General features: G+C 33.9%; 18 protein-coding genes. 7 read left to right on the top strand and 11 right to left on the bottom strand.

Annotated features, from left to right (window positions below):
• Position 1 precedes the first annotated feature (1 nt).
• The gene (locus tag FC091_RS13490; protein ID WP_138434795.1) at positions 2–1447 is read right to left on the bottom strand and encodes a RimK family protein; all 1446 of its coding nucleotides are present in this window, start codon (positions 1445–1447) and stop codon (positions 2–4) included.
• Between the two features lie 351 nt (positions 1448–1798).
• On the opposite strand from FC091_RS13490, the gene FC091_RS13485 reads away from it, so the two are divergent.
• Entirely contained in the window at positions 1799–4444 is a 2646-nt protein-coding gene (locus FC091_RS13485) for a T9SS type A sorting domain-containing protein (protein ID WP_138434794.1), read from the top strand.
• Positions 4445–4507: 63 nt separating this feature from the next.
• Here the strand turns inward: FC091_RS13485 and FC091_RS13480 are convergent, their stop codons facing one another.
• Positions 4508–6247 carry a M14 family metallopeptidase gene (locus FC091_RS13480; protein WP_138434793.1) on the bottom strand — a complete coding sequence of 580 codons (1740 nt, stop codon included), beginning with the start codon at positions 6245–6247 and terminating at the stop codon, positions 4508–4510.
• A 184-nt stretch (positions 6248–6431) separates the two neighbouring features.
• On the opposite strand from FC091_RS13480, the gene ctlX reads away from it, so the two are divergent.
• Positions 6432–7367, top strand: a complete 936-nt coding sequence (gene ctlX / locus FC091_RS13475; protein ID WP_138434792.1) for a citrulline utilization hydrolase CtlX — start codon at positions 6432–6434, stop codon at positions 7365–7367.
• 36 nt (positions 7368–7403) lie between these two features.
• Here the strand turns inward: ctlX and FC091_RS13470 are convergent, their stop codons facing one another.
• The 4 genes from FC091_RS13470 to FC091_RS13455 form a co-directional block, all read right to left on the bottom strand.
• Positions 7404–8042, bottom strand: a complete 639-nt coding sequence (locus FC091_RS13470; protein WP_138434791.1) for a chromophore lyase CpcT/CpeT — start codon at positions 8040–8042, stop codon at positions 7404–7406.
• A 37-nt stretch (positions 8043–8079) separates the two neighbouring features.
• The gene (locus tag FC091_RS13465; protein ID WP_138434790.1) at positions 8080–10140 is read right to left on the bottom strand and encodes a tetratricopeptide repeat-containing sensor histidine kinase; all 2061 of its coding nucleotides are present in this window, start codon (positions 10138–10140) and stop codon (positions 8080–8082) included.
• 330 nt (positions 10141–10470) lie between these two features.
• The gene (locus FC091_RS13460) at positions 10471–11583 is read right to left on the bottom strand and encodes a glycoside hydrolase family 53 protein (protein ID WP_138434789.1); all 1113 of its coding nucleotides are present in this window, start codon (positions 11581–11583) and stop codon (positions 10471–10473) included.
• Between the two features lie 51 nt (positions 11584–11634).
• A complete protein-coding gene (locus FC091_RS13455; protein ID WP_138434788.1) occupies positions 11635–12000 on the bottom strand; it encodes a bleomycin resistance protein in 366 nt (121 codons plus the stop codon).
• A 118-nt stretch (positions 12001–12118) separates the two neighbouring features.
• Between FC091_RS13455 and argS the strand changes: the two genes are divergently transcribed.
• Together argS and FC091_RS13445 are read left to right on the top strand one after the other, a co-directional pair.
• Positions 12119–13900 carry an arginine--tRNA ligase gene (gene argS, locus FC091_RS13450; protein ID WP_138434787.1) on the top strand — a complete coding sequence of 594 codons (1782 nt, stop codon included), beginning with the start codon at positions 12119–12121 and terminating at the stop codon, positions 13898–13900.
• A gap of 207 nt (positions 13901–14107) precedes the next feature.
• Positions 14108–15403 carry a carboxypeptidase-like regulatory domain-containing protein gene (locus FC091_RS13445; protein WP_138434786.1) on the top strand — a complete coding sequence of 432 codons (1296 nt, stop codon included), beginning with the start codon at positions 14108–14110 and terminating at the stop codon, positions 15401–15403.
• A 180-nt stretch (positions 15404–15583) separates the two neighbouring features.
• On the opposite strand, the gene FC091_RS13440 is transcribed toward FC091_RS13445, so the two are convergent.
• The 5 genes from FC091_RS13440 to FC091_RS13420 form a co-directional block, all read right to left on the bottom strand.
• Entirely contained in the window at positions 15584–16129 is a 546-nt protein-coding gene (locus FC091_RS13440) for a YfiT family bacillithiol transferase (protein WP_138434785.1), read from the bottom strand.
• 12 nt (positions 16130–16141) lie between these two features.
• A complete protein-coding gene (gene cutA, locus FC091_RS13435) occupies positions 16142–16459 on the bottom strand; it encodes a divalent cation tolerance protein CutA (RefSeq protein WP_138434784.1) in 318 nt (105 codons plus the stop codon).
• 61 nt (positions 16460–16520) lie between these two features.
• Entirely contained in the window at positions 16521–18818 is a 2298-nt protein-coding gene (locus FC091_RS13430) for a TonB-dependent receptor domain-containing protein (protein WP_138434783.1), read from the bottom strand.
• Positions 18811–19701, bottom strand: a complete 891-nt coding sequence (locus FC091_RS13425; protein WP_138434782.1) for a FecR family protein — start codon at positions 19699–19701, stop codon at positions 18811–18813. Before FC091_RS13425 ends, FC091_RS13430 begins: the two co-directional genes overlap by 8 nt.
• 58 nt (positions 19702–19759) lie before the next feature.
• Entirely contained in the window at positions 19760–20275 is a 516-nt protein-coding gene (locus tag FC091_RS13420; RefSeq protein WP_138434781.1) for an RNA polymerase sigma factor, read from the bottom strand.
• 96 nt (positions 20276–20371) lie between these two features.
• Here FC091_RS13420 and FC091_RS13415 point away from each other — a divergent pair, with 96 nt between their 5' ends.
• The 3 genes from FC091_RS13415 (at position 20372) to FC091_RS13405 (ending at position 25158) form a co-directional block, all read left to right on the top strand.
• The gene (locus FC091_RS13415) at positions 20372–22645 is read left to right on the top strand and encodes a hypothetical protein (protein ID WP_138434780.1); all 2274 of its coding nucleotides are present in this window, start codon (positions 20372–20374) and stop codon (positions 22643–22645) included.
• Positions 22646–22829: 184 nt separating this feature from the next.
• Positions 22830–24161: a signal recognition particle protein gene (gene ffh, locus FC091_RS13410; RefSeq protein ID WP_138434779.1), complete on the top strand. Its 1332-nt coding sequence runs from the start codon at positions 22830–22832 to the stop codon at positions 24159–24161.
• Between the two features lie 112 nt (positions 24162–24273).
• Complete coding sequence (locus FC091_RS13405) at positions 24274–25158, top strand: bifunctional 5,10-methylenetetrahydrofolate dehydrogenase/5,10-methenyltetrahydrofolate cyclohydrolase (RefSeq protein WP_138434778.1); 885 nt, start codon at positions 24274–24276, stop codon at positions 25156–25158.
• Positions 25159–25167 lie beyond the last annotated feature (9 nt).

Here is a 25167-nt window from a genome sequence, read left to right as displayed (position 1 = left end):
TTTAATTTAATCGTTTTTTTAGTGCGTAGAGTATTTCGGTATATACCAAATCTCCATAGTGTAAATCTTCAACTCCAAAGTCAATGTTAGGATTATCATTAATCTCAATAACCATTGGTTTTTCTTCCACTACTTTAATATCAATGCCAAAAAGACCTTCGCCCATAAGTTTTGCAGATTTTAACGCCATATCTATGACATTTTTTTGCACATCTTCAATGGCCATACAATCGGCATTACCATCTTGTTCGGTTTTCTTTTTAGCTTTCCAATTATAAATTTGCCAATGACCTTTAGCCATGTAATAACGACAGGCATAAAAAGGTTTATTGTCAATAACGCCAATGCGCCAATCATAATCCGAAGGACAGAATTTTTGAGCAATAATAAGTTCTGATTCTTTGAGCATTTCTGTTACCAAAGTATCAAATTCCTCTTTGGTGTTAGCTTTTTTTACTCCAAAAGAAAATGTAGAGTCTGGCGCCTTTAGTATGCAAGGTAGTCCTGTTTCCTTTAGTACTGAATTTCTATTGTTGTTATGGACTATGACTGTTTTTGGAGTATCAATATTGGCATTTTGTAAAGCTTCAGCCATATAAACCTTATTACAGCATTTTAAAATAGCATCAGGGTAGTCAATGATTGCTAAACCTTCTTGCTGTGCCTTTCTAGAAAAAGTGTACGCTTCATTGTTTACTTCGGTGCTTTGCCTTAAGAATAGGGCATCAAAAGAAGATAGGCGAGACAAATCTTTTGGCTCAATGATTTCTGCATAGATATTCATCTTTTCGGCAATATCCACAAACTTTTTTAGAGCTTTAGAATTGCTTGGAGGAGCAGGATCATTTGGGTTAACCAATATTGCTAAGTCAAAATCGTAGTTGCTTACTTTTGCAGTATCATAACGCTTTTTTGAAAAATACTGATTAGCAAATTCTCTAACACTAGCAATATGTTCTACTGGAATTTCAGATTCTGAAATTGCTTTTATGCTCTGTACGTTCCATTTATTGTTATAATTGAATTTAACACGCAAAAATGGTACCTGAAAGTGTTTGTAGAATAGGGAGCTCAACACTTTATACTTTTGAGCTACATTTTGCCCAAAGTAAATACTTAGCGTAAATTCTCTAGATTTAATATTTTTAAGACTTTTTTGAATTTCATCGTTGAACTCATCGGAAACAATTCTAACAAGTTTTAGTGTTTTTAAATCTACTATGTTTTTGGTCGTTGGGATTGGCAAGTGCCCTCTCGCCTCCGCCAAGAGGGATACGTAATAGCCCTTGGATTGGTACGAATAATCCTTACACAAATTAAAAATACGTGCATTTTTTAAAAGAGCATATTTTGGGTTGGTAAGGTAATCTTGAGAGGAAATGACGTTGGTGTTACCAGTTGAAAAATTCCAGTTTTCAGGCTGATTTACGACAATGTATTTATTCATTTAGAGCGCAATACGCTATTAAAATTTAATACAAAATTATAGTATTTTTTAATTAGTTTTACATCTACATGAAAATAAAAAGTTTCCTTTGGTTTGAAGTGTTAAAACTATATACCAGTGTTTTTTTTTCCTCAAAAACAGTCACATAGCCAAAGAAGATGACTAAATAAAAAGCTGTTCAAAAAGCTTTAAAAAATAGTTGTGCTAATATTAAGTTGTTGGTGTAGCATTTTAACCTTAAAAATCAACCTTTAATCCGATTTCTTGTTAACTTATCTTAAATTTTGAAAGACTAAATCATTACAACAACTGTTTTGTTTAACTTTAAGTAAAAATAATTAAACAAAAGCAATGAAAAACAAACTACTCTTCGGATCCCCAAATCTGAAAATCAACCTATTTGTTTTATTCTTTAGTTTTTTAATGACCGCTTTCTCCCAAACTCAATCCCGATGGTGTGGGCACATTGAAGGGTTTGAATTTACTAATGGTCAAGAGTCAATCCAAATAAGTAATAATGATACTTATGAAGCTTCCCAACTTCCGGAAAACTTTTACGTCAATGCTCATGTAGAAGGCTACTCACAAAGTTTGCGGTATAAAGTTAAAAATCTCGAAACTGGTGAGATATATCAGATTATTGAGAATTATCTACCTTACACATATCCTAATGGAGGAAATTCATGGGATTTAGGTAATGGTACATTTAGAATAACAGCGTCACTTTATAATTTTAATGGTGGAAGAGGCTGGATTTGTGATAGAGAAACGATTACCATATCAATTAATGATGGAGAAGAGCAATGTTTAGCAGATGCAGGTACGCTTACCGCTACTGATAGTTCGGTTTGTAGTACAGGTGAGGTGATGATTTCCGCTCATGCGAACGGTGACGCATTCGTGCCTGAAGGCTATAGTGTATTATACGTACTGACAGAGGGTGAAGGATTAGTGATTCGTCAAGTAGGCGGTACACCAGAATTCACGGTTTCAGGAGGTGGAGATTATACTATCCATACGTTTGTATATCCTACAGGTTTGGATTTGAGCGGAGTAGTGCCGAATGTTACCACAGGCTTTGATGTTAATGGTTTATTAATACAAGGAGGCGGAGAGTTATGCGCATCCTTAGATGTAGCTGGAGCACCAGTGCATATAACAAATCCAGATGCAGGAACTTTGACTGCAAATAATGACAGTGTTGAATTATCAGGTGGTGAAGCCATGATCTCAGCAACACCAAATGGTGATGCCAATGAGCCAGCTGGTTACAGTACTTTATTTGTACTGACTAGAGGAGAGGACTTGATAATTGAACAGGTAGGCGGTACGCCAGAGTTTACGGTAAATGAGGCAGGAGATTACACGATCCATACCTTGGTATATCCAACAGGTTTGGATTTGAGTGTTGTTGTTCCTGGAGTTACCACAGGCTTTGATGTTAACGGTCTGTTAGTACAAGGTGGTGGTGATTTATGTGCATCCTTGGATGTAGCAGGTGCACCGATTCATGTAGGAGAAGAGCCATGCCTAGCAGATGCAGGCACGCTTACCGCTACTGATAGTTCGGTTTGTAGTACAGGCGAGGTGATGATTTCCGCACACGCGAACGGTGATGCATTCGTACCTGAAGGCTATAGTGTATTATATGTACTGACAGAGGGTGAAGGATTAGTGATTCGTCAAGTAGGCGGTACACCGGAGTTTACGGTTTCAGGAGGAGGAGATTATACCATCCACACGTTCGTATATCCGACAGGTTTGGATTTGAGTGGAGTAGTACCGAACGTTACCACGGGCTTTGATGTCAATGGTTTATTGATACAGGGAGGCGGTGAGTTGTGTGCGTCCTTAGACGTAGCTGGAGCACCAGTACATATAACAAATCCAGATGCAGGAACCTTGACCGCAAATAATAACAGCGTTGAGTTATCAGGCGGTGAAGCGATGATCTCTGCAACACCAAATGGTGATGCCAATGTGCCGGCTGGTTACAGTACTTTATTTGTACTGACCAGAGGAGAAGACTTGGTAATCGAGCAGGTAGGCGGTACGCCAGAGTTCATGGTAAATGAGGCAGGGGATTACACGATCCATACCTTGGTATATCCAACAGGTTTGGATTTAAGTGTTGTTGTACCGGGAGTTACCACAGGCTTTGATGTTAACGGTCTGTTAGTGCAAGGTGGTGGTGATTTGTGTGCATCCTTGGATGTTGCAGGTGCACCGATTCATGTGATCGAAGGCTCTGAAGAATGTATTGCTTTTGCAGGAACTTTGTATTCAGAACAACCAATACAATGTCTTGAAAAAGGTGTTGCTACTATTTATGCAGATGTGAATGAAGCACCAATAATTCCAGAAGGTTATTCTCAGCTTTATGTTCTTACAAATGCATTCAATCTAACAATTTTAAACGTTTCAAACACACCTCAATTTGATATATCTCAAGTTGGATTTTATAGAATTCACAGCTTAGTTTATGATCCGAGTACCTTAGATTTAAGTATTGTTGAATTTGGTGCCACTACCGCATTTGATATTTTACCTTTATTACAACAAAGTGGTGGTGATATATGTGCATCGTTAGAAGTTAAGGCACCAGTTAGTTTAGTTCTTCCAGGTTGGTTTTGTAATTTCTTCAATTATTACTTTGGATATGGTAGAAATATAGAGGTTGACGCTGTAAATGCTTTTTTAAATGATTATGATAGCTATCAAAGTTTTGAAGATGCCATGCTTGCCGAGTATACTAAAACTACAGTATATCCAAACCCGGTAAGAACAACATTAAATATCAACACACTTTTATTGCAAGATGAAATCGTTAACTATACTATTGTTGATATGCAAGGACGACTTTTAAAACGTGGAGTAATCACTACATTATCATCTGACAAACACCAGATTGAAATGAGTAATCTAAGTATTGGGACATACATTGTTCAACTTAACTCAGAATTTAGAAACTTCACGACCAAGGTTCATGTAAATTAATAGCATTAAAATTACGGGAAATGAGCCTTTAAAGCCACCAGTAAATGGTGGCTTTTTAGTTTTTTAATCTAGTCTATAAATAGGATACTGTAAATGCGTTTTTTCGTAGTGTTTACTTTTTTTATGAAGCCAATCTAATTGGGCAAACCAGTTATTTGCAAACTCCTCATCGTAACTTATTTTAACATTGTACTCTATTTGTAAGGTTGGGTTTTCCCTAAGCACCTGTTTTGCTCTGTCTTCCCAAACATAAGGTGAAAAACCTTCTTTTTGCTGTAATATGGTATCAAAGAAATTCCAATTAAAAAACGAATCTGGTGCTGTTGGTTCTAGGGTTTCAATGAGGTAACGTAAGGCTTTTTGGTCTGTTTTTACCAAATAATCTCCTTCTTTAAAAGTTAAGTTTTCTTTTGTTGTTTTTACTTTAGTATTGTAGTGTGGGTAATGTCCTTCGTATGGAGATGTTCTGGTTTTGTAATCCTCAATTTTATAAGATTCTACAGTTAAAGTGGTATCTTTTTCAAAAGGTTTTAAATCTACTTTATTCAACTTTAATAATTCTACTACGTTATGCCAGCCTTGAGGAATTATATAAGCCTTAGGTATAGTAACCTTGCTTGTTGGTACAAAGAAATTTTGGTATTCCACAGGCTTTGTAAACGGTTTAGACTTGTCGTATTTTAATCGCTGAGCACCTGTTAGATCACTCTCTATCATTTTACCTTCGTAACCTTTAAACTGAAGCGTTGTAGATTGTGTCGTATCGATTGTCCATACAATTGGGTATTCTTTACCTGGTTTCCAATTGTTTTGATGAGCACTGCGTAAGTCTTTTATTTTTTCAGCATCTTCTTCTGTAATCTCCATCATGCTTTTCATTAGTTCGTATGTGCCTTCAACACGTTGTTTATATGGTTTAAGCATATGTGTTTCGACCATCATACCAAGGGTGTTAAATAAAGTGGTGTAACCTGTGGAATAACGTGGTGAGTCCAAAAATTGAGAAAAACCAGACTCAGGTGTACGATTAAAAACATTGACATATGGAGTGATGTCCCACTCTTTTTGAGCCAATTTTTGCTCTAGTTTTGGCATCATTTCCAAGTGAAGATAAGCTCCCAAATTACCACCTAATTTATTATGTTGGGTAAATAAATGCGTTAGTGTGTATTGGTAATCTGCACCGTTGCTTACATGGTTATCTATGAATACATCTGGCTGTACTGTATGAAATATTTCCGCAAAAGCCTTAGCATTTTTGGTATCACATTTTATAAAATCTCTGTTTAAATCGTAGTTGCGTGCGTTACCTCTAAAGCCATATTCTTTAGGTCCATTTTGGTTGGTGCGTGTGCCAGAATTTCTATTAAGGCTTCCACCAATATTGTAAATAGGAATTGTAACTAAAATGGTGTGCTTAGGAGCTTTAACTTTACCTTGTACGATATCTCTATAAAGCATCATAGTAGCATCTATGCCATCAGATTCGCCTGGGTGAATTCCATTGTTAATTAACATGATTCTATTTTTATCTCTTAATAGTCTAAAATCATTATGAACTTGCGTTGGATTGTAAATTACAATATGTAGAGGTTCACCAGAATCTGTCTCACCCATTTCTCGGATTGAAATTTCTCTGTAATTATCTGCTAAATCTGAATAAAACTGAATAGTCTCTTGGTATGTTGCTGTTTCGGTTCCATTACTTTTTTCAAAAACTGTTGTAAAATCTATAGTTTCAGTGTGGTTACTTTTTTCGGTGCATGATACAAGAAATAACAGAAGAAGTATAAGTTTTTTCATATAGTTGAAAATTTTCAAGAGCTTTTGGTTCAGTAATTTAATTATATAGTTGATAAATCGCATTGTATGCCAAGTGCCCATTATGGGCTTTCAAACTTACAGATTTTTAATCTAAAAAATGTTAACATCATAAATTTCAAAATAGAAAAAAGACTAATTTTGCATCACTTTTAAAAACTGGATAATGCAACAAACTACAGACACTATTTTAATGATTCGTCCTGTGAATTTTAGGATGAATGAGCAGACTGCTGTTAACAATTATTTTCAAGAGGATATTGATTTAAAAAATGCAGAAATCAATGCTAAAGCTCAAGAAGAGTTTGATGCTTTTGTCGAAAAATTAAAGGCAGTTGGTATTAATGTTGTTGTAGAAAGTGATGATGAGTTAATGGATACGCCAGACTCTATTTTTCCAAATAATTGGGTGAGCTTTCATAGTAATGGTGACATAGCTTTGTATCCAATGTTTGCAGAAAATAGACGTAAAGAAAGACGAGATGAAGTATTTATTAGGCTAGAAAATGAGGGTTTTAAAATTGAAAATATTGTAGACTATACTGCTGCTGAAGATGAAGGTGTATTTTTAGAAGGCACAGGTAGTCTTATTTTAGACCGTGTTAATAGAAAGGCTTACTGTGCATTATCACCTAGAGCTGACGAAGATTTGTTTATTGAGTTTTGCGAAGATTTTGAATATACACCAATAGTTTTTGTAGCCAATCAAACCGTAGAAGGAAAGCGTTTACCAATCTATCATACCAATGTAATGATGTGTTTGGCAGAAACTTTCGCAGTGATTTGTTTAGAAACAATTGATGACAAAAAAGAGCGCAAAAATATAATTAAGCATCTAAAAGAAGATGATAAAGAAATTATATCAATTTCGGAAGCGCAAATGCACCAGTTTGCTGGTAATATGTTACAGCTTAGAGGGAAGGATAATCAGCGTTATTTAATTATGAGTAAAGCTGCACATAATAGCTTAACTAATGATCAGATTAATAAAATTGAAAAGCACTGTCCTATAATTTCAAGTTCTTTAGAAACCATAGAAACATGTGGTGGTGGTAGTGCGCGTTGTATGATGGCAGAGGTGTTTTTGCCAAAGCATGTTTAGTATAAACTACTTGTTTGTTGGTTACTACTATAGCAGCTAATCTAGTTTATTAAAGATATAAGGTCCTTTTTCAGCTCCCCAAACGTAGTTGCCATCATTGTCAAAACCTCTATCCCAAGATAATATTTTGTCTTCAAGTATCTCAACTTCGCTTCTGGCAAAAGAAGCCCCTCGCATGGTGCTAACACAAGTAGTATCTCCTGTTTTTCCCATGTAATGGTTTTTAGAAATTCGTTTTAAGATTACCTCACAACTTTCTTTAAGTGCGATCTCGTTGAGTGAAATAGAGTCGAAAACTTTTGGGTTTTTCCATTTGCCAATCCAAAGCGAGTCTATGTTAAGGTTGTATACAGCAGAACTAAATGTGCTATCTGTTAAACGCTTTACCTCATAAATACGTTGTCTGTAAGGTTTGTTCTGCCTACTGTTTAAGGCTTGTTCAACATAAAGATAATTTCCCTTGTCTTCCCAAATAGGATACATGTGTAATGAAATATTGTAATACGTAGAGTCTACTTGAGATTGTATTTCGGAATTAAAAGAACCTTGCATTAAAGCGAAGAGTTCCTCAAGTTCTGTGTCTTCTTTGACTTTTGTATCTGATTTTGATTTATCTCTGTTTTTACAATTAAGAACTATAAAAAAAACTAAAAGTATTGGGAGAAAACGTTTCATGTAAGTATATGATTAAAGCTCAAATATATAAAATAAGTTAAGCTTTTGGTGCAGTCTTAGGAAGCTCTATAAAGAATTTACTACCAACATTTAGTGTGCTTTCCACCCAAATGCGTCCATTATTTAATTCTACTAAGTCTTTAGCAATAGTTAAACCAAGACCTGTTCCTTTTTCATTTTTAGTCCCAATAGTAGTAAAGTTTTTATTGGCATTAAAAAGTTTATTAATGTTTTCTTCAGAAATACCGACACCAGTATCTTCAACACAAATTAAAGCTTTACCATTTACATCTTGATTAGATACCGTAATAACATCGCCAGTTCTACTGAATTTTACAGCATTAGTAATTAAATTTTGAATTACAATTTCCACCATGCTTCTGTCGGCATAAACAAAGTCGCGTTGAGACTCATCAATTAGAACTATGCGTTTATCTTCAACCTTTTGTTCTACCAATGCCATTTTTGTATGAAATACTTCCTGAATATTAAATAGTTCTGGATTTGGCTCTAAATTCTGCATTTGAGATTTAGACCAGTTTAGTAAATTAAACAATAGTGAAGACGCATTATTTGCATTTTCACTCAGCTCTGGTATTAACTCTCTAAATTCTTCTTTAGATATACTGTCTTCTTTCAATAAGTCTAAAAAAGCTTTTATGGATGAAATGGAATCTTTTAAATCGTGCGAGACTATTGAGAATAATTTGTCTTTAACTTGGTTAACCTCTTCGAGATGATGGGTTTGCTCTAATATAGCTTCACTTCGTATTTGCTCTTGTTTTAGTTTTTCTCTCTGTTCAACAATGGTTTCTCTGTACTTTTTATTTTTTAAGTAATTAAGTAATAATAACGTAAGCAGAACAGCAGTAGCGGCAAGCGCACCATACACAACTATAGGATTATTTAACCATGTTTTTATGGTTTTATTATTGTTTTCTTCTCCTTCAAAATTATCTATTTCTTCTTCGATTGGGTTAGCGTTAATGAGATCCAGAGGTTCAGTATCAACAGGAAAAACAGGTTGATCTATTTTTGATAATTCATCCTTTAAATCGTAATATTTGTTTTGCCAGAAAAAGGCATTCTGAAAATAACCTCGAGTAGAGTCTAAGGCAATATGAAGCTTGTAATTTTCTAAAAGTGCTGGTTTATTGTTAATTTTTTGAGCAATGCTGTAAGCTTCATTAAGTTGAATTTCTGCTAACTTAACTTTACGTTTTTGAAGGTTTAGATTGCCAATGGCATTAAGTGCTAGTAAAATACCTTCATCGTTATTTTGTTTGCGGTTATATTTTAATCCTTCAACTAAATATTCTGAAGCTTTATCATATTCTTTAAATTCTAAATATTCACTACCAAGTTTTGGTAGTATCTCACCACGTAAGTTTTGGTCTTTGGTAGGGTTTAGCATTTCTAAGACCTTTTCGTAGTATTCAATAGACTTACGATGCTCTTTTCTTAGTGAGTAAAGGTTTGCAATGTTTTTTGTAGAGATGATAATACCAGTACGATCATCTATCTTTTTTCTAACATCAAGCGCCTTAAAGTTAAAGTCTATAGCCTTGTCAATCTGGTTGGTTTTAAAGTATGCTTCTGCCAAATTGTTATAAGCCGTACTGAGTTCATCAAAAAGATTTTGTTTTTCAAAAATGTCAATTGCCGAAAGCGAGTTTTGAAGTCCAACCGAATAGTTTCCTCGCTTTATTTCAATGAGTCCAATACTATTACTCACTTTTGCTATGCCAAGCGTGTCGCTAATTTGTAGATAGTACTTTCTGGATTTGTCGTAGTTATCAATTGCATTAAAGTAGTCATTGCGTTGGGTGTAAATTAGCGCTCTGTAGTATGTGCTTTCCGCAAGTCCTTTGGTGTAATTTAATTTTTCTGAAAGTTTTGCAGTCTGATTTACATAGAGCAAAGCTTTATCAAAATCTTTAACAGCATATAGTTCATCTATAAGCATTAACGAGAGGTCGACCTTTGTAGAATCAGCTTCTTGGTATGCCAATTTTACCGTAAGGTCGTCTATTCTTTCATTTTGAGAAAAGCCAATGAAAGTTAGCAGACAAACAGTTAATGTCATTAACTGCTTCATCATTTAGCGGTTGATAGACGAAGTGTTATGTTTTGGTTTACGTAACTTTTATAGTGAGGTGTAAAAAGTAAGTCAACACTAAACAATAACAACGCGGTTAATGTTCGATTATAAAGCCTCATTTAATGTTTGGGACATTTGTTAATAGCCTACCAAAAATGCCATAATGCACTTAAATACGCTAATTATTGGGATTTAATGCTAATAAATTAGATGAAATGACAGATGAAATTCATAAAAAAAATGATGTATCGATTAACGGCAAATATCATAGGAAAACGACCATTTTATCGATAAAATGCACATAAGTTATAATGTATTGATATTTAGTTAATTAGTACTATATGTTTCTAGCGCTGGTAATGCCTTTAGCTCGAAATCAAAAAGACATTGATTTTCCCAGGATGTGCCATTTGTTGAGGTTGCTTCGTTGCCATCAAATGCTACCCAATCTGGTGCCCAATAACAAAAACCAATCCCATGGTCGTTAGGTATGTTTTTTATGGTTTGTATCAACCATTCAAAGTATGCTTTTTGTCCTTGTGGAGTAGGTGAAAATTCAACTAATGTTTGGTCTAAGCTACCGATATAATTTGTTTGGTTATCATTCCACAGTAAAGTAAAGGGATAGGCTACTTCTACCATTAAAATATCTTTGCTGAAATTGTTGGCGAGTTCATTTAATTTTGAAGCAACAAGATCTAAATCTTTGATTTGAAATTGAGGATAATAGGATAAACCAATGATATCAAAATCAATGTTATAGGGCACTAGTTCATTAAAAAAGAAAATAGCATTTTCTACGCTAGAGTGGTGCAGCATTATTCTTGTTTTACCTTCGGTATCAACATCTCTTACGGCGCGTATAGCTTCAGATACTAAGTCTGTATAATTTCCCCAATTATTGTTAAAACTACCCCAAACTCTGCCAAAATCCCATAAAAATCCACTGTCAGTTTCATTGCCAATTTGTACAATGTCTGGTAATGTATTTTGAGATTTTAACTGTTGTACAACATCTTTTGTATAATTATAGATTGCCACTTTTAATTGGTCAATATTCAAATTTTGCCAAGCAGCTGGCGGAGTTTGTGTACCAGGATCTGCCCAATAATCGCTGTAATGAAAATTGAGCAAAAAGTCAATGTTTTGGGCTTTAATCTTTTGTGCATAAGCCTTTACGTCTTCAAGTCCGTTTTGCCCATCTTGTGGTGTGTGCCATAGTTTTAAACGTACTAAGTTGGTACCTTTAGATCTTACAAAATCTAATAACTCAACTGAGTTGCCATCTTCATCTTTATAATCTACATTGTAGTTTTCCAGCTCGCTTTGAAAAGATAAATCCATGCCTCTGTAAAATTGATTTGTAGTTTCTCCATTTGAGTCATCATCACTAGAACAAGATGCTAAAATGATTAGGCTAATAATCCAATACTTTTTCATTCTGATTTTCTTAAATGTGTATTTATAACTTATTAAGTTTAAAAACTATTTTCATGAAATTTCCTGACCAAATTTAATCATATTTCCGTCGCGATCTAAAATTGCAAATTCTCGCATTCCATAAGGATGATTTTTTAAGGTGCCGTTTGGGTGAATAACACCAAAAGTTTTTAATTCTTCGTAGAGCGCGTCGATATCCTCTACATCTACATAACAACTTGTGTTTTCTGGGTGAATTTTGTCATTACATTTCCAAAAATGAACCACAAAATTGTCGCGTGCAATTACTGCATAATTGTCGTCTAGATAACCAATTTTATTAAAACCGAGTTTAGTTTTATAGAACTCTACAGTCTTTTTGATGTTTAAAGAAGCTAAAACAGGAATGCCTCTTAGGAGGCGCGATTTTCGTTCCATTTTTAATTGATGTTTTTGTATGTCTTTAAAAATAGGGAATAATGATGCGCTGTTGTCTTAATAGAATAATAAAACTGCTATCTTTGCAGGCGTTTTAAAAGCCTAAATTAAAATTAATATGAAGCTTCAGGATACTTTAGAATTACACGTAAAAGCAGCTGTAAAGGAATTATTTCAGGCAGATTTAGAATCTGTTGAATTTCAGGCCACTCGCAAAGAGTTTGCCGGCGACATCACTGTTGTTGTTTTTCCTATGTTACGCGTGGTAAAAGGAAATCCTGTGGTTATTGGCGAGCAGATAGGGCAATATCTTCAGGATAATGTTACTCTGGTTAAAGGGTTTAATGTTGTAAAAGGCTTTTTGAACATAGAAATTGATGATTCGTATTATATAGATTTCTTCAACACCATAAAAGATCAAAAAAACTATGGTTTTGCGAGTCTTAAAGACGATAAAGCTGTAATGGTTGAGTACTCTTCACCTAATACCAACAAGCCATTGCATTTAGGACATGTTAGAAATGTGCTTTTGGGCTACTCGGTTTCTGAGATTTTAAAAGCTTCTGGAAAGAAAGTTTATAAAACGCAAATCATCAATGATAGAGGCATTCATATTTGTAAAAGTATGTTAGCTTGGCAACGTTTTGGCAATGGAGAAACACCTGAATCTACTGGATTAAAAGGTGATAAACTTGTTGGGAATTACTATGTTGAATTTGATAAAGCCTACAAAGCAGAAATTGCAGAATTGGTGGCACAAGGACAAAACGATGAAGATGCCAAAAAAAATGCACCGATTCTTTTAGAGGCTCAAGAAATGCTAAGACAATGGGAAGCAGGAGATAAAGACGTCGTGGCACTTTGGGAAAAAATGAACGGTTGGGTCTATGAAGGTTTTGAAGAGACTTATAAAGCTATAGGTGTAGATTTTGATAAATATTATTATGAAAGCCAAACCTATCTTTTAGGAAAAGAATTTGTTGCTGAAGGTTTAAGAAGTGGTGTGTTCTTTAAAAAAGAGGATGGCTCTGTTTGGTGCGATTTAACCGAAGATGGTCTCGATGAAAAAATAGTACTTCGTTCAGATGGTACAGCAGTTTATATGACTCAAGATATTGGTACTGCTATTCAGCGTATAAAAGATTATCCAGATGTTGATGGTATGGTTTATACGGTTGGAAATGAGCAAGATTATCATTTTAAAGTGCTGTTTTTAATTCTTAAAAAACTAGGCTTTGATTGGGCAAAAAATCTATACCACCTAAGTTATGGTATGGTAGATTTACCAAGTGGTAAAATGAAGAGTAGAGAAGGTACTGTAGTAGATGCAGACGATCTTATACAAGAAATGGCAGATACTGCAGAGGAGATTTCTAAAGAATTAGGAAAGCTAGATGATTATTCTGAAGCTGATAAAAAGGCACTGTACAAAACCATTGGTTTAGGTGCGCTTAAATATTACATCTTAAAAGTAGATCCTAAAAAGCGAATTTTATTCGACCCTAAAGAATCAATAGATTTTCAAGGAAATACAGGGCCTTTTATTCAGTACACTTATGCAAGAATTCAATCTATCTTAAGAAAGTCTAATATTGATCAAAATGTCACACTGAGCGGATCCAAAGTGACACTTCATGAAAAAGAAAGAGAGCTTCTTAAACAGCTAGAGCAATTTCCTGAAGTTATTCAAAATGCAGCAGAAAACCATAGTCCAGCTTTAGTTGCAAATTATACTTACGATTTGGTCAAAGATTTTAATTCGTTCTATCAAAATGTATCTATTCTTGGTGCTGATAAGGAAGAAGAGAAAGTCTTTAGAGTACAGTTGTCTAAAACTGTAGGGCAAACTATAAAAAATGCGTTTAGTGTTCTAGGTATTGACGTGCCAGAACGTATGTAGGTTTATTAAGAAATATCTTACTAAGTGTAGTGTTTACAGTAGTTTTAACAGATTGCTGTGTAGTAATATGTTCGTTTTTTAGTATCTTAGATAATGTTAAATTAAGGAACTATGCTATGAAATGAGCAATGATAATAAATTTTAAATAGACTTAAATTTTATAGCGAATTCCATCTGACAAATAAAAAAAGCAATAAAAACTAACAGATGAAAACTACACGGTATTTTAAATCTTTAGCCAACACATTCCTAGCTATTTTGTTGGTGACTTTTACCCTAAGTGCTCAAGAGAATTTCTCAGAATTTAGTGGTAAGGTGGTAGACGGTAAAACAAATAATGCACTAGAAGCTGCAAGTCTTAACGTCAATGAAACTAATGTTGGAACGATTACAAATTCAGAAGGTGAATTTGTGTTAAAAGTTTCAAATGAATATTTAGACTCTAAAGTTATTATAAGTTTATTGGGTTATAGTACTAGGGTTATTCCATTATCAGAATTGTCTGCTAAGGACAATAAGATTGAATTGTATAGAACAGTTACTGAGTTATCTGAGGTAAGTATTTCTGCCTTTAAAAATGCCGAAAGCCTAATTAGGAAAGTATTTGAAAACAAAAGCAAAAATCATCAAGACGAATCAGTTTATATGACTGCTTTTTATAGGGAAACCATTAAAAGGCGTAATAGAAATGTATCACTAACAGAGGCTGTAGTTAATATTCTAAAGTATCCTAACAGATCTTCTGTTGCAGATGCAATTGAATTAAATAAAGCCAGAAAAAGTACAGATTATAAGCGACTAGATACAGTTTCCGTAAAATTACAAGGTGGCCCGTTTTCAACTATTTATTTGGACATTATGAAATACCCTGAATACATTTTTACAGATGCTACCATAAATAGTTATAATTTTTCTTTTGACAATCCGTCTAACATAAATAACAGAAATGTTTATGTTGTTAATTTTAGTCCTAAGAATAATGCTTTAAACTATAGTTACAATGGCAAGTTATTTATAGATGTTGAGTCCTTGGCTCTTGTAAGTGCAGATTACTCATTAGATCTTAGTAATAAAAACAAGAGTAAAAACCTTTTAGTTAAAAAGAAGCCTAGTAATGTTATCGTTTATCCATTAGAAGCTAACTATAAAGTTAACTATAAGGAGAAAGGTGGTAAGTGGTATTATAGTTATTCTAATTTATTTTTAGAATTCAAGGTTAATAAAAAGCGAGAAATTTTTAATAAGGTTTATTCGTTATCAAGTGAGATGGCTGTAACCGATTGGGAAATAAACTCAACAGATAGAAGAATAAAAAGTAAAGATAAATTAAGACCTTCTGTTATTATTACAGATGCAATTTCAGGTTTTTCAGATCCAGATTTCTGGGGAAAATATAATCTTATAGAACCAGATAAATCTATTGAGTCTGCTATAGAAAAAATTAAAAAAAGTATTGAGAAACAAAAACAAAAGGCAGAGCGTGCTGCAAATGGTAGACCTTAAAGACATACCAATACATTAGAGGCTATTTGAAATAGTTAAAATTTTGTCAATCTGAACTCGTTTCAGATTCTAATATAAAATTGAAAATCGGTTTGTTGAGATTCTGAAATACACTTCGACTGCACTCTGTGGGACAATTCAGAATGACAGATTCTTGTACCTTTCAGACAGGCTCTTTTTTTAGTTAAACGATCCATTGTATTTTAAAGCTTGCTCTATATGAGCAAAATGATGATTACTATGCCACGCATAAACACCAATGGTTTCTTCAATCGAAAATTGTTTGCCATGTTCTGGGTGGATAAATGTTCGTTTTAGATCGTCTTCAGAAAAATTATTTAACAGTACACCAAGCTTGTGATGTACACCTTTTAAAATAAATAGTGAAGCATCAAGAGGTTGAGAGTAATCTATAAGTGTGGCAAATCTGTCTTCAAAATAGGGTCTTATAGTTGGCGTATTTTCAGTAATTGCAAGCTTAAATCTAATAATACTATTTATATGGCTGTCAGCACAATGATGCACTACTTGTTTAATTGTCCAACCATTAGGTCTGTATTTATAATTGAGTTGTTCTTCGCTAAGATTCTTTGTAATATTTTCTATTTTTTGAGGAAAATCCTCAATAATAGAAATCCAACTATTGATATGGTTTTTAGTAATTTGTTTGGGTTTTTCAAATTCGCCAATCGGAAACCTTAGTTTATATAATTCTTGTTCAGTCATTATCTAAGGGTATTAAACTTTTGCGGTATTTTGCCTTAAATAATCACTCTGCTTAGAATTCATGTAGACTATTGGTATTGCGTAAATTACAGGCATATGCTCACCATACTTTAGCTGTAATAATTCGTCAATCGCATTAAATAATAGAGCCTTGGTAGTACCTACAATAAGGACTTCTTTCTCACTGGTTAAATTACCTCGCTCGTTAGGATTCCTGCCAGTCATATCGTTGATTATAAACTCGTTAACAACTAATCTCTCTTCGAATAAAAGCGTGGTTATTTCCTCTGCTTGCTCTCTGTCTTTGGTAATTATATTTATCTGTATCATAATTGCATTTATGAAAAAATTAGTTCAGATTTTATGCAATATGTAAATTAAGCATAATTAATCAAAAACTGACTCTAAAGCTTAGATTGGGTGTAAATTTTAATGAGCGATTGTCAATTTCAACAATAGTATTGTCTGTGTCTAAGGTGTAATAACGATTTATAATATTATCTTGGTTAAACATATTCCAAACAGCAGCAGCGGCTTCTGCTTTTATGCCTTTTGAAATGTGAAATTTATAGATTGCAGATACATCAGCTCTAAAATAATCTTCTAATCGGGCACTATTTGGGCTTTGGTATTCTATAGAAGAATTGCTGTTATCTTGTATTTGTAATGGCTTTGTATAAGCTCTCCCAGAGTGCCAATTAACACCCAAACCTATTTTAAGGTTTTTTAAGCTATAAGTCAACGATGCGTTGGCAACATGTGTTAAATCTACACTGTTAGGAAATGAACTGCCTTCATTTATAACATCAAACTTATAATCGTTGTTACTTAAGGTATAGCTCATCCAAGTACTAAAATTATTAAAACGTTTATTTACTAAAAAATCCAAGCCAGTAATGGTATACGCACCTATATCATTTACAAATTGAAATTGATTTTGAAACCCTTGGTTTTGAGCAGTAATACCTTCAACATTTTTGTAATACCCTTCAAGCGAAACCAATAAGTTGTTTTGGTTGTAACTTAATCCAAGGGAAACTTGTTGACTCTTTACAAGCGGAACATTTTCTAGATTAGATAATTGCCAACGACGTTTTTCGATACCAAAAAAGTCTTGCTGTAGATCTATTACTTGAGAAATAGTTTGACTCTTTAGTTCGCCTAAAATTTCTAATCTGATATCATCAGAGATTTTTTGATTAAAAGCAAATCTTGGCTCTAATACAAGTTCTTTTAATTTTTCAAAATAACTGATACGAGCACCTAGCCGTATATATGTGTTTCGGGATTTTGAATAACGCTCTGTTTCACCAAAAATAGCATGTGTTCTTACAATTTCTTTTACTAAACGTGTAAAGTCAGGGTTAGATACATCTTCAAAATTAGTAACTCCCACTTCATTAAATTGATATCCACCTCTTACCTCAACATTATTATCTATTGTTTTATTTATATCGAAACGTAAGCCGTAATCTTCAACTTTATTTTCCTGTATAAGTAATTGACTATTGGTTATATCATTATTTTGAGCATCTAAATCATAATGAGAATAATATACCTGTGCGGAAGCCTGTATGTCATTTTTAAAAACTTTAGAGTACGTTGCACTTGCGCCATAGCTTACTTGGTTGAGTGCACTTCTTGTTTCTTGAATATTATTATCTGAGTTGGCAAAGGTTTGGTTGTAATCGAGATTGTTATAGATATTTAATAGACTTACTCTAAGTTTAGATGTGTCGTTAATATCGTAAAGAAACTTGGCATTGACATCATAAAATAAAAAGCGCTCGTCTAATGCCAAAAGTGTATTAACATTGTTGGCAATGTTAAGTTCTGAGTCTCTAAAAATTCTGTCAAAATAAGCGTCGTAAGTTTGAGACACCAATATATCTGTAAAAGAGCGTCTGGCAGAAAGTTGTAATTCTGTTTTTTTACTTAAAGGTACTTTTGCATAACCATCTAAATTAAGTAAATTACTGCCTAAGCCTGCATTAAAGGTCTGGTCTATTTTATCTAAATTTTTAATGGATATTGTACCAGAAACAGCATCACCATAAAGTGCACTTGTACCATTTTTTGAAATACGAATATCATCTGACAAATAAGGATTAAATGCTGAAATTAGCCCAAAGAAATGACCAGATTGGTACATACGAATACCTTCGTAAAGTATAAGGTTTTGATCGTTGGTACCACCTCTTACATTGATGTTAGATATACGTTCGTCTACACTCACAATACCAGGTAGATTTTGTACTATTTGCAAAACATCTGGTTCTATTAATCCAGGTAAAATATCAAAGGCATTGGCGTCTACAGTAATGGTACCATTGTTGGTTTTAGAAATACCTCTAGATAAATAGTTGTTAACGACGACTTCTTCTAATGTGTGCACTGTTTTATCGCTTGGTGTAATAGCAATAAAACGTCGACTTAAAACTTCAAAATTAAGGTTGGTAATAGATTTGAGTTGGTTTAACGCTTCTTCTAATGAAAGTTCTTCCTTTAATGGGTAAAGCTCAATATTCAGAATAGTTTTAGTTTCAAAAGAAAACTTTACTTCATAGCGTTTTTCTAAACGCTCTAGTATTTGAACGAGTTGTTGTGGTTCCTCTTTTTGGCTGAATGCAAGATTAGAGAAGGTAAAAATTAGTAGAAATAAAACAATACGATGTATAAGTTTATTCACGCTTTAATACAATAGAAGTTCCGGACTTACTATAGCTTAAATTTAATGGTATTGTTACAGATTTCAATGCCAATTCTAGATTTTTATGTGTAAAACCACCAGTATATAGTCGGTCAGCATCAGCTTTATCTACAACTATTTTTATATCATAATAATTTTCTAACTCAGTAATAACGTGTTTAAAGGGAGTATTAACATAAGTACTTTCACCACGCAACCAATTGGGTTGCGTAGTGATTTCTTTTTCATTGGCAAATAACTTCCCATCAATTATTTTTAGTCCATTTCCTGGCGTTAACTCAGTGTAATTATCTTTTGTTTTTACGCCAACCAAACCTTCATAGCATTTTACTTCAAAGTAGTTTTCACGGTGTTTTACATTAAATTGAGTTCCAAGGACACTAACAATACCTTTGTCTGTTACCACATTAAATTTCTCTCCCTTAGCAACTTTAAAAAATGCTTCACCATTAAGTTTTACGTTACGTTGGTCGTCCCAACTACTTTTGTTAAAAACCAAATTAGAATTTGCATTTAGAATAACTTCAGAGGTGTCTGGTAAATCTATAGTGGTTTGCTGTGCAATTTCAGTGTTAAATGTGCTGTCTAAAGTAGTTGTGTAATAATAGACGCTAAAGCATATTGCTAGTACTGCAGCAACTTTAAGTAATGGTTTATGCCAAGATTGTGTAGACTTTTTCTTTAAACTAGGTCGTAATGCTTGGTAGTTTTTATCAACAGAGAACTCTGGAGACTTAAAAGAGTGTAAAGCATTGTTTAACTGCATTAAATCTTTATAGTCCTCTAACTGCTCAAAAGCTTTTTGCTCTTCTGAGTTAAGGCTATGGTCTAGCCATTTTTGTATGAGTTCTTCTCTTGTCATAAATTTCAATTCAGTTATAGAACAGTTAACTTATTAAATTTCCTACCCACAAATTATTTTATAATCCATCTATATCTTCTCGAAGCTTTTTTAGCGCACCATAAATGCGTTTTTCTACAGCCTTGGTTGAGATATCTAAAAGCACTGCGATTTCTTTGAATTTTTTACCCTCAACTCTGTTCATTAAAAAAGCTACACGTTGTGCTTCTGTTAATTTACCAAGTGCTTTTTGTAGCTTTTCGTGATATTCTTTTTCCTGTAAAACAAACTCAGGAGTTTCATTTGTGGATTTTTTTTGAGGTATTTTCTCAAATTTTAAAACTACTTTACGATGTGCAACAGCATTAAGCATTAGGTTGTTTGCAGTGGTAAATAAAAAACTTTTGGCTTTATCTGGTGTTACCTTACCACAATTTTGCCATAGCTTAATAAAAGCTTCTTGTACTTTATCACTAGGATTTAAGTGATCACCAAACTTATAGTACAAAAAATCATGCAGGTTTTTTGAGTGTTTTTTATAGATACGCTCAAATAACTGTTCCTCGCAGATATTATCTTTAATTGGTTGGCTCATAATTTCGCCTACAAATTATAAATTAATTTTTCTAAAGCAATGGTAGGAGATTTAAAACCTTAAATGTTATATATTAAAATCATAATGCTCCAAAAGATGAAAATTAAATTTAATTATCTAATCGTTTATGCCTTTTTTGCCCTTTTGGTATTTACGTCTTGTCAAGACGAAACTATAGATGTCAATAATCCTGAAGAACAGGAGATGATTCAGCCTAACTCAGAGTTGGCAAGATTTATGGGTAATGTAACCGCCAACTATGGCGAATACGATAATATTTTAGATGACTCTAGCTGTTTTTCTGTGGAATTACCAGTGACAATAATAGTTGGTGATATTACAATTGTTATAGAAACTTTAAACGATTTAGAAGAACTAGAAGATATATTTTCTCAATATGAAGATGAAGATGATTTCTTCGATTTTGTGTTTCCAATTACAATAATTTTTAACGATTACAACCAAGTTATAATAGAAAACGAAGAGCAATTAGAAGATTTTATCGAAGATTGCGACCTCGAAGATGATGATGTTATTGAATGTGTGGATTTTGTGTATCCAATAACGTTCTCCGTGTTTAATGGTGACTTTAATATTGTAGATACGGTAACCATAGCTAATGATGAAGCACTATATAATTTTCTAGAAGATTTAGAAGATGATGATAATGCACTTATTGTTAGTCTCAACTATCCTGTAACACTCGTTTATGCAAATGGAGCTACTGTTGAGGTAAATTCAAATCAGGAATTATCTGATGCTATTGAAGCCGCTGAAGACGATTGTGATGACGATGACGAAGATTGTGATCTTAATATTGAAGGTATTGAAAATCTATTACTAGAATGTGGGCTTGAAGCTGAATTTTATAACGAAAGTGGAGATTTAAGCGACACATTCCACCTTTATTTTAATGAAAATGGTGAAGTAACAGTAACTGGAGATCCAACAGTTGTTGAAACAGGTGAATGGAATGTCATAGAAACAGATTTAGGATATAAACTTGTTATTGAAGGATTAGAAACTTTCGGTACTGCTAATGGCTTATGGTTATTAACCGATTGCGACGACGATGATGAGCTTGAGTTTGAAAAAGAAACTGAGGACGGTATTGTTACTATGGAATTAGAACTAGATTGCGATGATGTTGAAGACTGTGATGCTCAAGAAATTGTAGAAGAGTTAAAAGAGTGTTTATGGTATTTAGGAACAGACTTATTAAGCCCTAACTATAACGGACCATTAAATTTCTACGAAGGTGGAACCGTTGCCATTGGTAACAACGAAGCGCTTACAGGATCGTGGGAGGTTTTAGTTGGTAATACAGGTATATTTTTAATTTTAGATTTACCAGGCGATTACGGAGTATTGTCTTATGATTGGAGGATTGTTGAGTGTGAGGATGATAGGCTAGTAGTTGTTGCAGATGAAAATGAACTGGTGCTCGAACAAGATTGTGAAACTTATGACGAAGTTTTTGAATGTTTCGGTGATTTTGAACTCGAAGAATGTTTAGGCCCAAATAATGAGGCTGAGTTTAATCTAAGTGCAGATACCATTGGTTTAATAGATTGTCAGTATGCTTTTGAAGCTAGTTTCCATGAAACTGAAGCCGATGCTGAAGCAGGAGTTAGTGCTATTGTAGAAACAGAATCATATTGGTCTGGTACTGGTGAAGTGTACTTAAGAATTGAGGCAGAGAATGGAGAATATGAAGTGTTTACTATTTATCTCAATACAGAAGAATGTAACTATTTTGAATGTTTTGAAAGTTTTGATGCTGTTATAGAACAATGTGACAATGGTACTGATGGACCATATAGTTTTGACCTAACCATTGCATTTTCAAACTGTAATCCTAGTGCTGATGTTGTGACTTATCATGAAACTTTGGTAGATGCTGAAACTGATGTTAATCCAATTTCAAATCCAGAATCATATACAATCATTGGAGTAGAAGCTATTTTATATACTCGAGTTGTAATCGAAGATCAGTTTGAGGTGTTTCCTATTGTTCTAGTTGTTCAAGACTGTAATCCATCAGGCTGTTCAGAAGAAGATGTAGACGGCTTTTTAGTGGAGTGTATTTGGAATGCCGTAAATTATAATGGCAGTGATAATCTTATGAACTGGAATTTTGATTTTGAACCAAATAGCCAAACTGTAGTAATTTATAATAACGACACTACAATAGATGCCACATGGACAACATCACAATCAGAAGATGGTGTAATCCTTACATTTTCTAATGTTGCAGGACCAAATATTCAAGCAATAAACGGTGAGTGGTTGGTTGTAGAATGTGAAGAAGATCGTTTACAGTTGCACAGTGGAGATGATATTTTAGTTCTTGAGAGAGCATGTGAATAATATATAAAAGAACCGCTTAGTTAGTAATTTTAGTAAGTTTAAGTTGAGGAAAGGAGTTGCCAACCGCTAGGCAGCTCTTTTTTTTTGTTGTATTCTTAAATATTGAATTTTAGAATTATAGATATGCCATTCGTTTATCTCTTGTAAATTCTTAAATTTGCAACTTCAAAAAGAGATAAAGATTATGTTCAATAATTTAAGTGATAAGTTAGATAAAGCGTTACACGTATTAAAAGGACACGGAAGCATTACCGAAGTTAATGTTGCCGAAACTTTAAAAGAAGTAAGACGTGCGCTTTTAGATGCCGATGTTAACTTTAAAATCGCTAAAGAATTTACCAATAAGGTTAAAGAAAAAGCACTTGGCCAAAATGTATTAACGACACTTCAACCAGGTCAGTTAATGGTTAAAATCGTCAAAGACGAGTTAACCGAACTTATGGGAGGCGATGCAGAAGGCATTAACCTTTCTGGAAACCCAAGTGTGATTTTAATGTCTGGTTTGCAAGGTTCTGGTAAAACGACTTTTTCTGGTAAGCTTGCTAACTATCTTAAAAATAAAAAAACAAAGAAGCCTTTATTAGTTGCCTGTGATGTTTACCGTCCTGCAGCGATAGATCAGCTTCATGTGGTTGGAGATCAAATCAATGTTGAGGTTTATAGCGACAAAGGAAATATTGATCCGGTTGCTATTGCACAAGCAGGTATTGCTCATGCAAAGGCTAATGGCCATAATGTGGTAATTATAGATACCGCAGGTCGTTTAGCGGTTGATGAAGCAATGATGACCGAGATTTCTAACATCCACAAAGCTATTCAGCCACAAGAAACGCTGTTTGTGGTAGATTCTATGACAGGTCAGGATGCTGTAAATACAGCAAAAGCCTTCAACGATATTTTAAATTTTGATGGTGTTATTCTTACCAAGTTAGATGGTGATACACGTGGTGGTGCGGCAATTTCAATTAAGTCTGTTGTAAACAAACCAATTAAATTTATTGGTACTGGTGAGAAGATGGAAGCAATTGATGTCTTCTATCCTTCACGTATGGCAGACAGAATTCTTGGGATGGGTGATGTTGTGTCTCTTGTAGAGCGTGCCCAGGAACAATTTGATGAAGAAGAGGCACGTAAACTTCAAAAGAAAATAGCCAAAAACCAGTTTGGGTTTGATGATTTCTTAAAACAGATTCAGCAAATCAAAAAAATGGGTAACATGAAAGATTTAATCGGTATGATACCTGGAGCTGGAAAAATGATGAAAGATATAGATATTGACGATGATGCTTTTAAAGGTATTGAAGCCATTATTCATTCTATGACACCAGCAGAACGTGCTAATCCTTCAATTATAAATTCAAGTAGAAAAAAGAGAATTGGCAAAGGTTCTGGTACATCAGTACAAGAGGTTAATCAGTTGCTTAAGCAATTTACGCAAATGAGTAAAATGATGAAGATGATGCAAGGTGGTGGCGGAAAACGCATGATGCAGATGATGAAAAATATGCCGAGATAGTTGGCAGTAAGTAGTATACAGTAAACAGTCACTTCGAGCGTAGTCGAGAAGTTATGAATATATTTTCAATTAGCTCTTGCGCCTTGGCGTCTTAGCAAGAAAACAATAAAAAATGACCATACTAGACGGAAGAAAAACCAGTAACGACATTAAAAACGAAATAAAAGCTGAAGTTGATAAAATGAAGGCTAATGGTGAAAAGGTGCCTCACCTTGCCGCAGTGATTGTTGGTAATGATGGTGCAAGTTTAACCTATGTTGGTAGTAAAGTAAGAGCATGCGAGCGTGTTGGTTTTGAGTCTACTATGGTGCGTTTGTCTAGTACGACCAGTGAGATAGAATTATTGGATAAAATCGAGGAATTAAATAACAATGATGATATCGATGGTTTTATCATTCAATTACCATTACCACCACAAATAAATACCCAAAAAGTATTAATGGCTGTAAATCCAGATAAGGATGTCGATGGTTTCCACCCAACAAACTTTGGTAAAATGGCATTAGATATGTCTACATTTATTCCTGCTACACCTTTTGGTATATTAGAATTGATAGACCGTTATGGAGTAGAGACTAAAGGAAAACATACCGTTGTTATTGGTCGCTCTCATATTGTTGGTCGTCCAATGAGTATATTAATGGGACGTAAAGGTTTTCCTGGAAATTCTACGGTAACATTAACTCATAGCCATACTAAAAATATTACCCAAATAACATCACAAGCAGATATAGTTATTTCAGCTTTAGGTATTCCTAATTTCTTAAAAGCCGAAATGGTAAAAGATGATGCTGTTATTATTGATGTTGGTATTACGCGTGTTCCGGACGACTCAGAAAAAGGCTACTACATAACGGGAGATGTAGATTTTGAAAATGTTAGTAAAAAGGCAAGTTTCATAACACCTGTTCCAGGTGGAGTAGGACCAATGACTATTGCTATGTTACTTAAAAACACCCTTTTAGCCAGAGAGCAGCATAGAGCTAATCATAAGTAATTCTATGCT

It is taken from the genome of Winogradskyella algicola (assembly GCF_005869935.1).
Lineage (GTDB): Bacteria > Bacteroidota > Bacteroidia > Flavobacteriales > Flavobacteriaceae > Winogradskyella > Winogradskyella algicola.
This window is presented reverse-complemented; position numbering and strand designations above follow the sequence as displayed.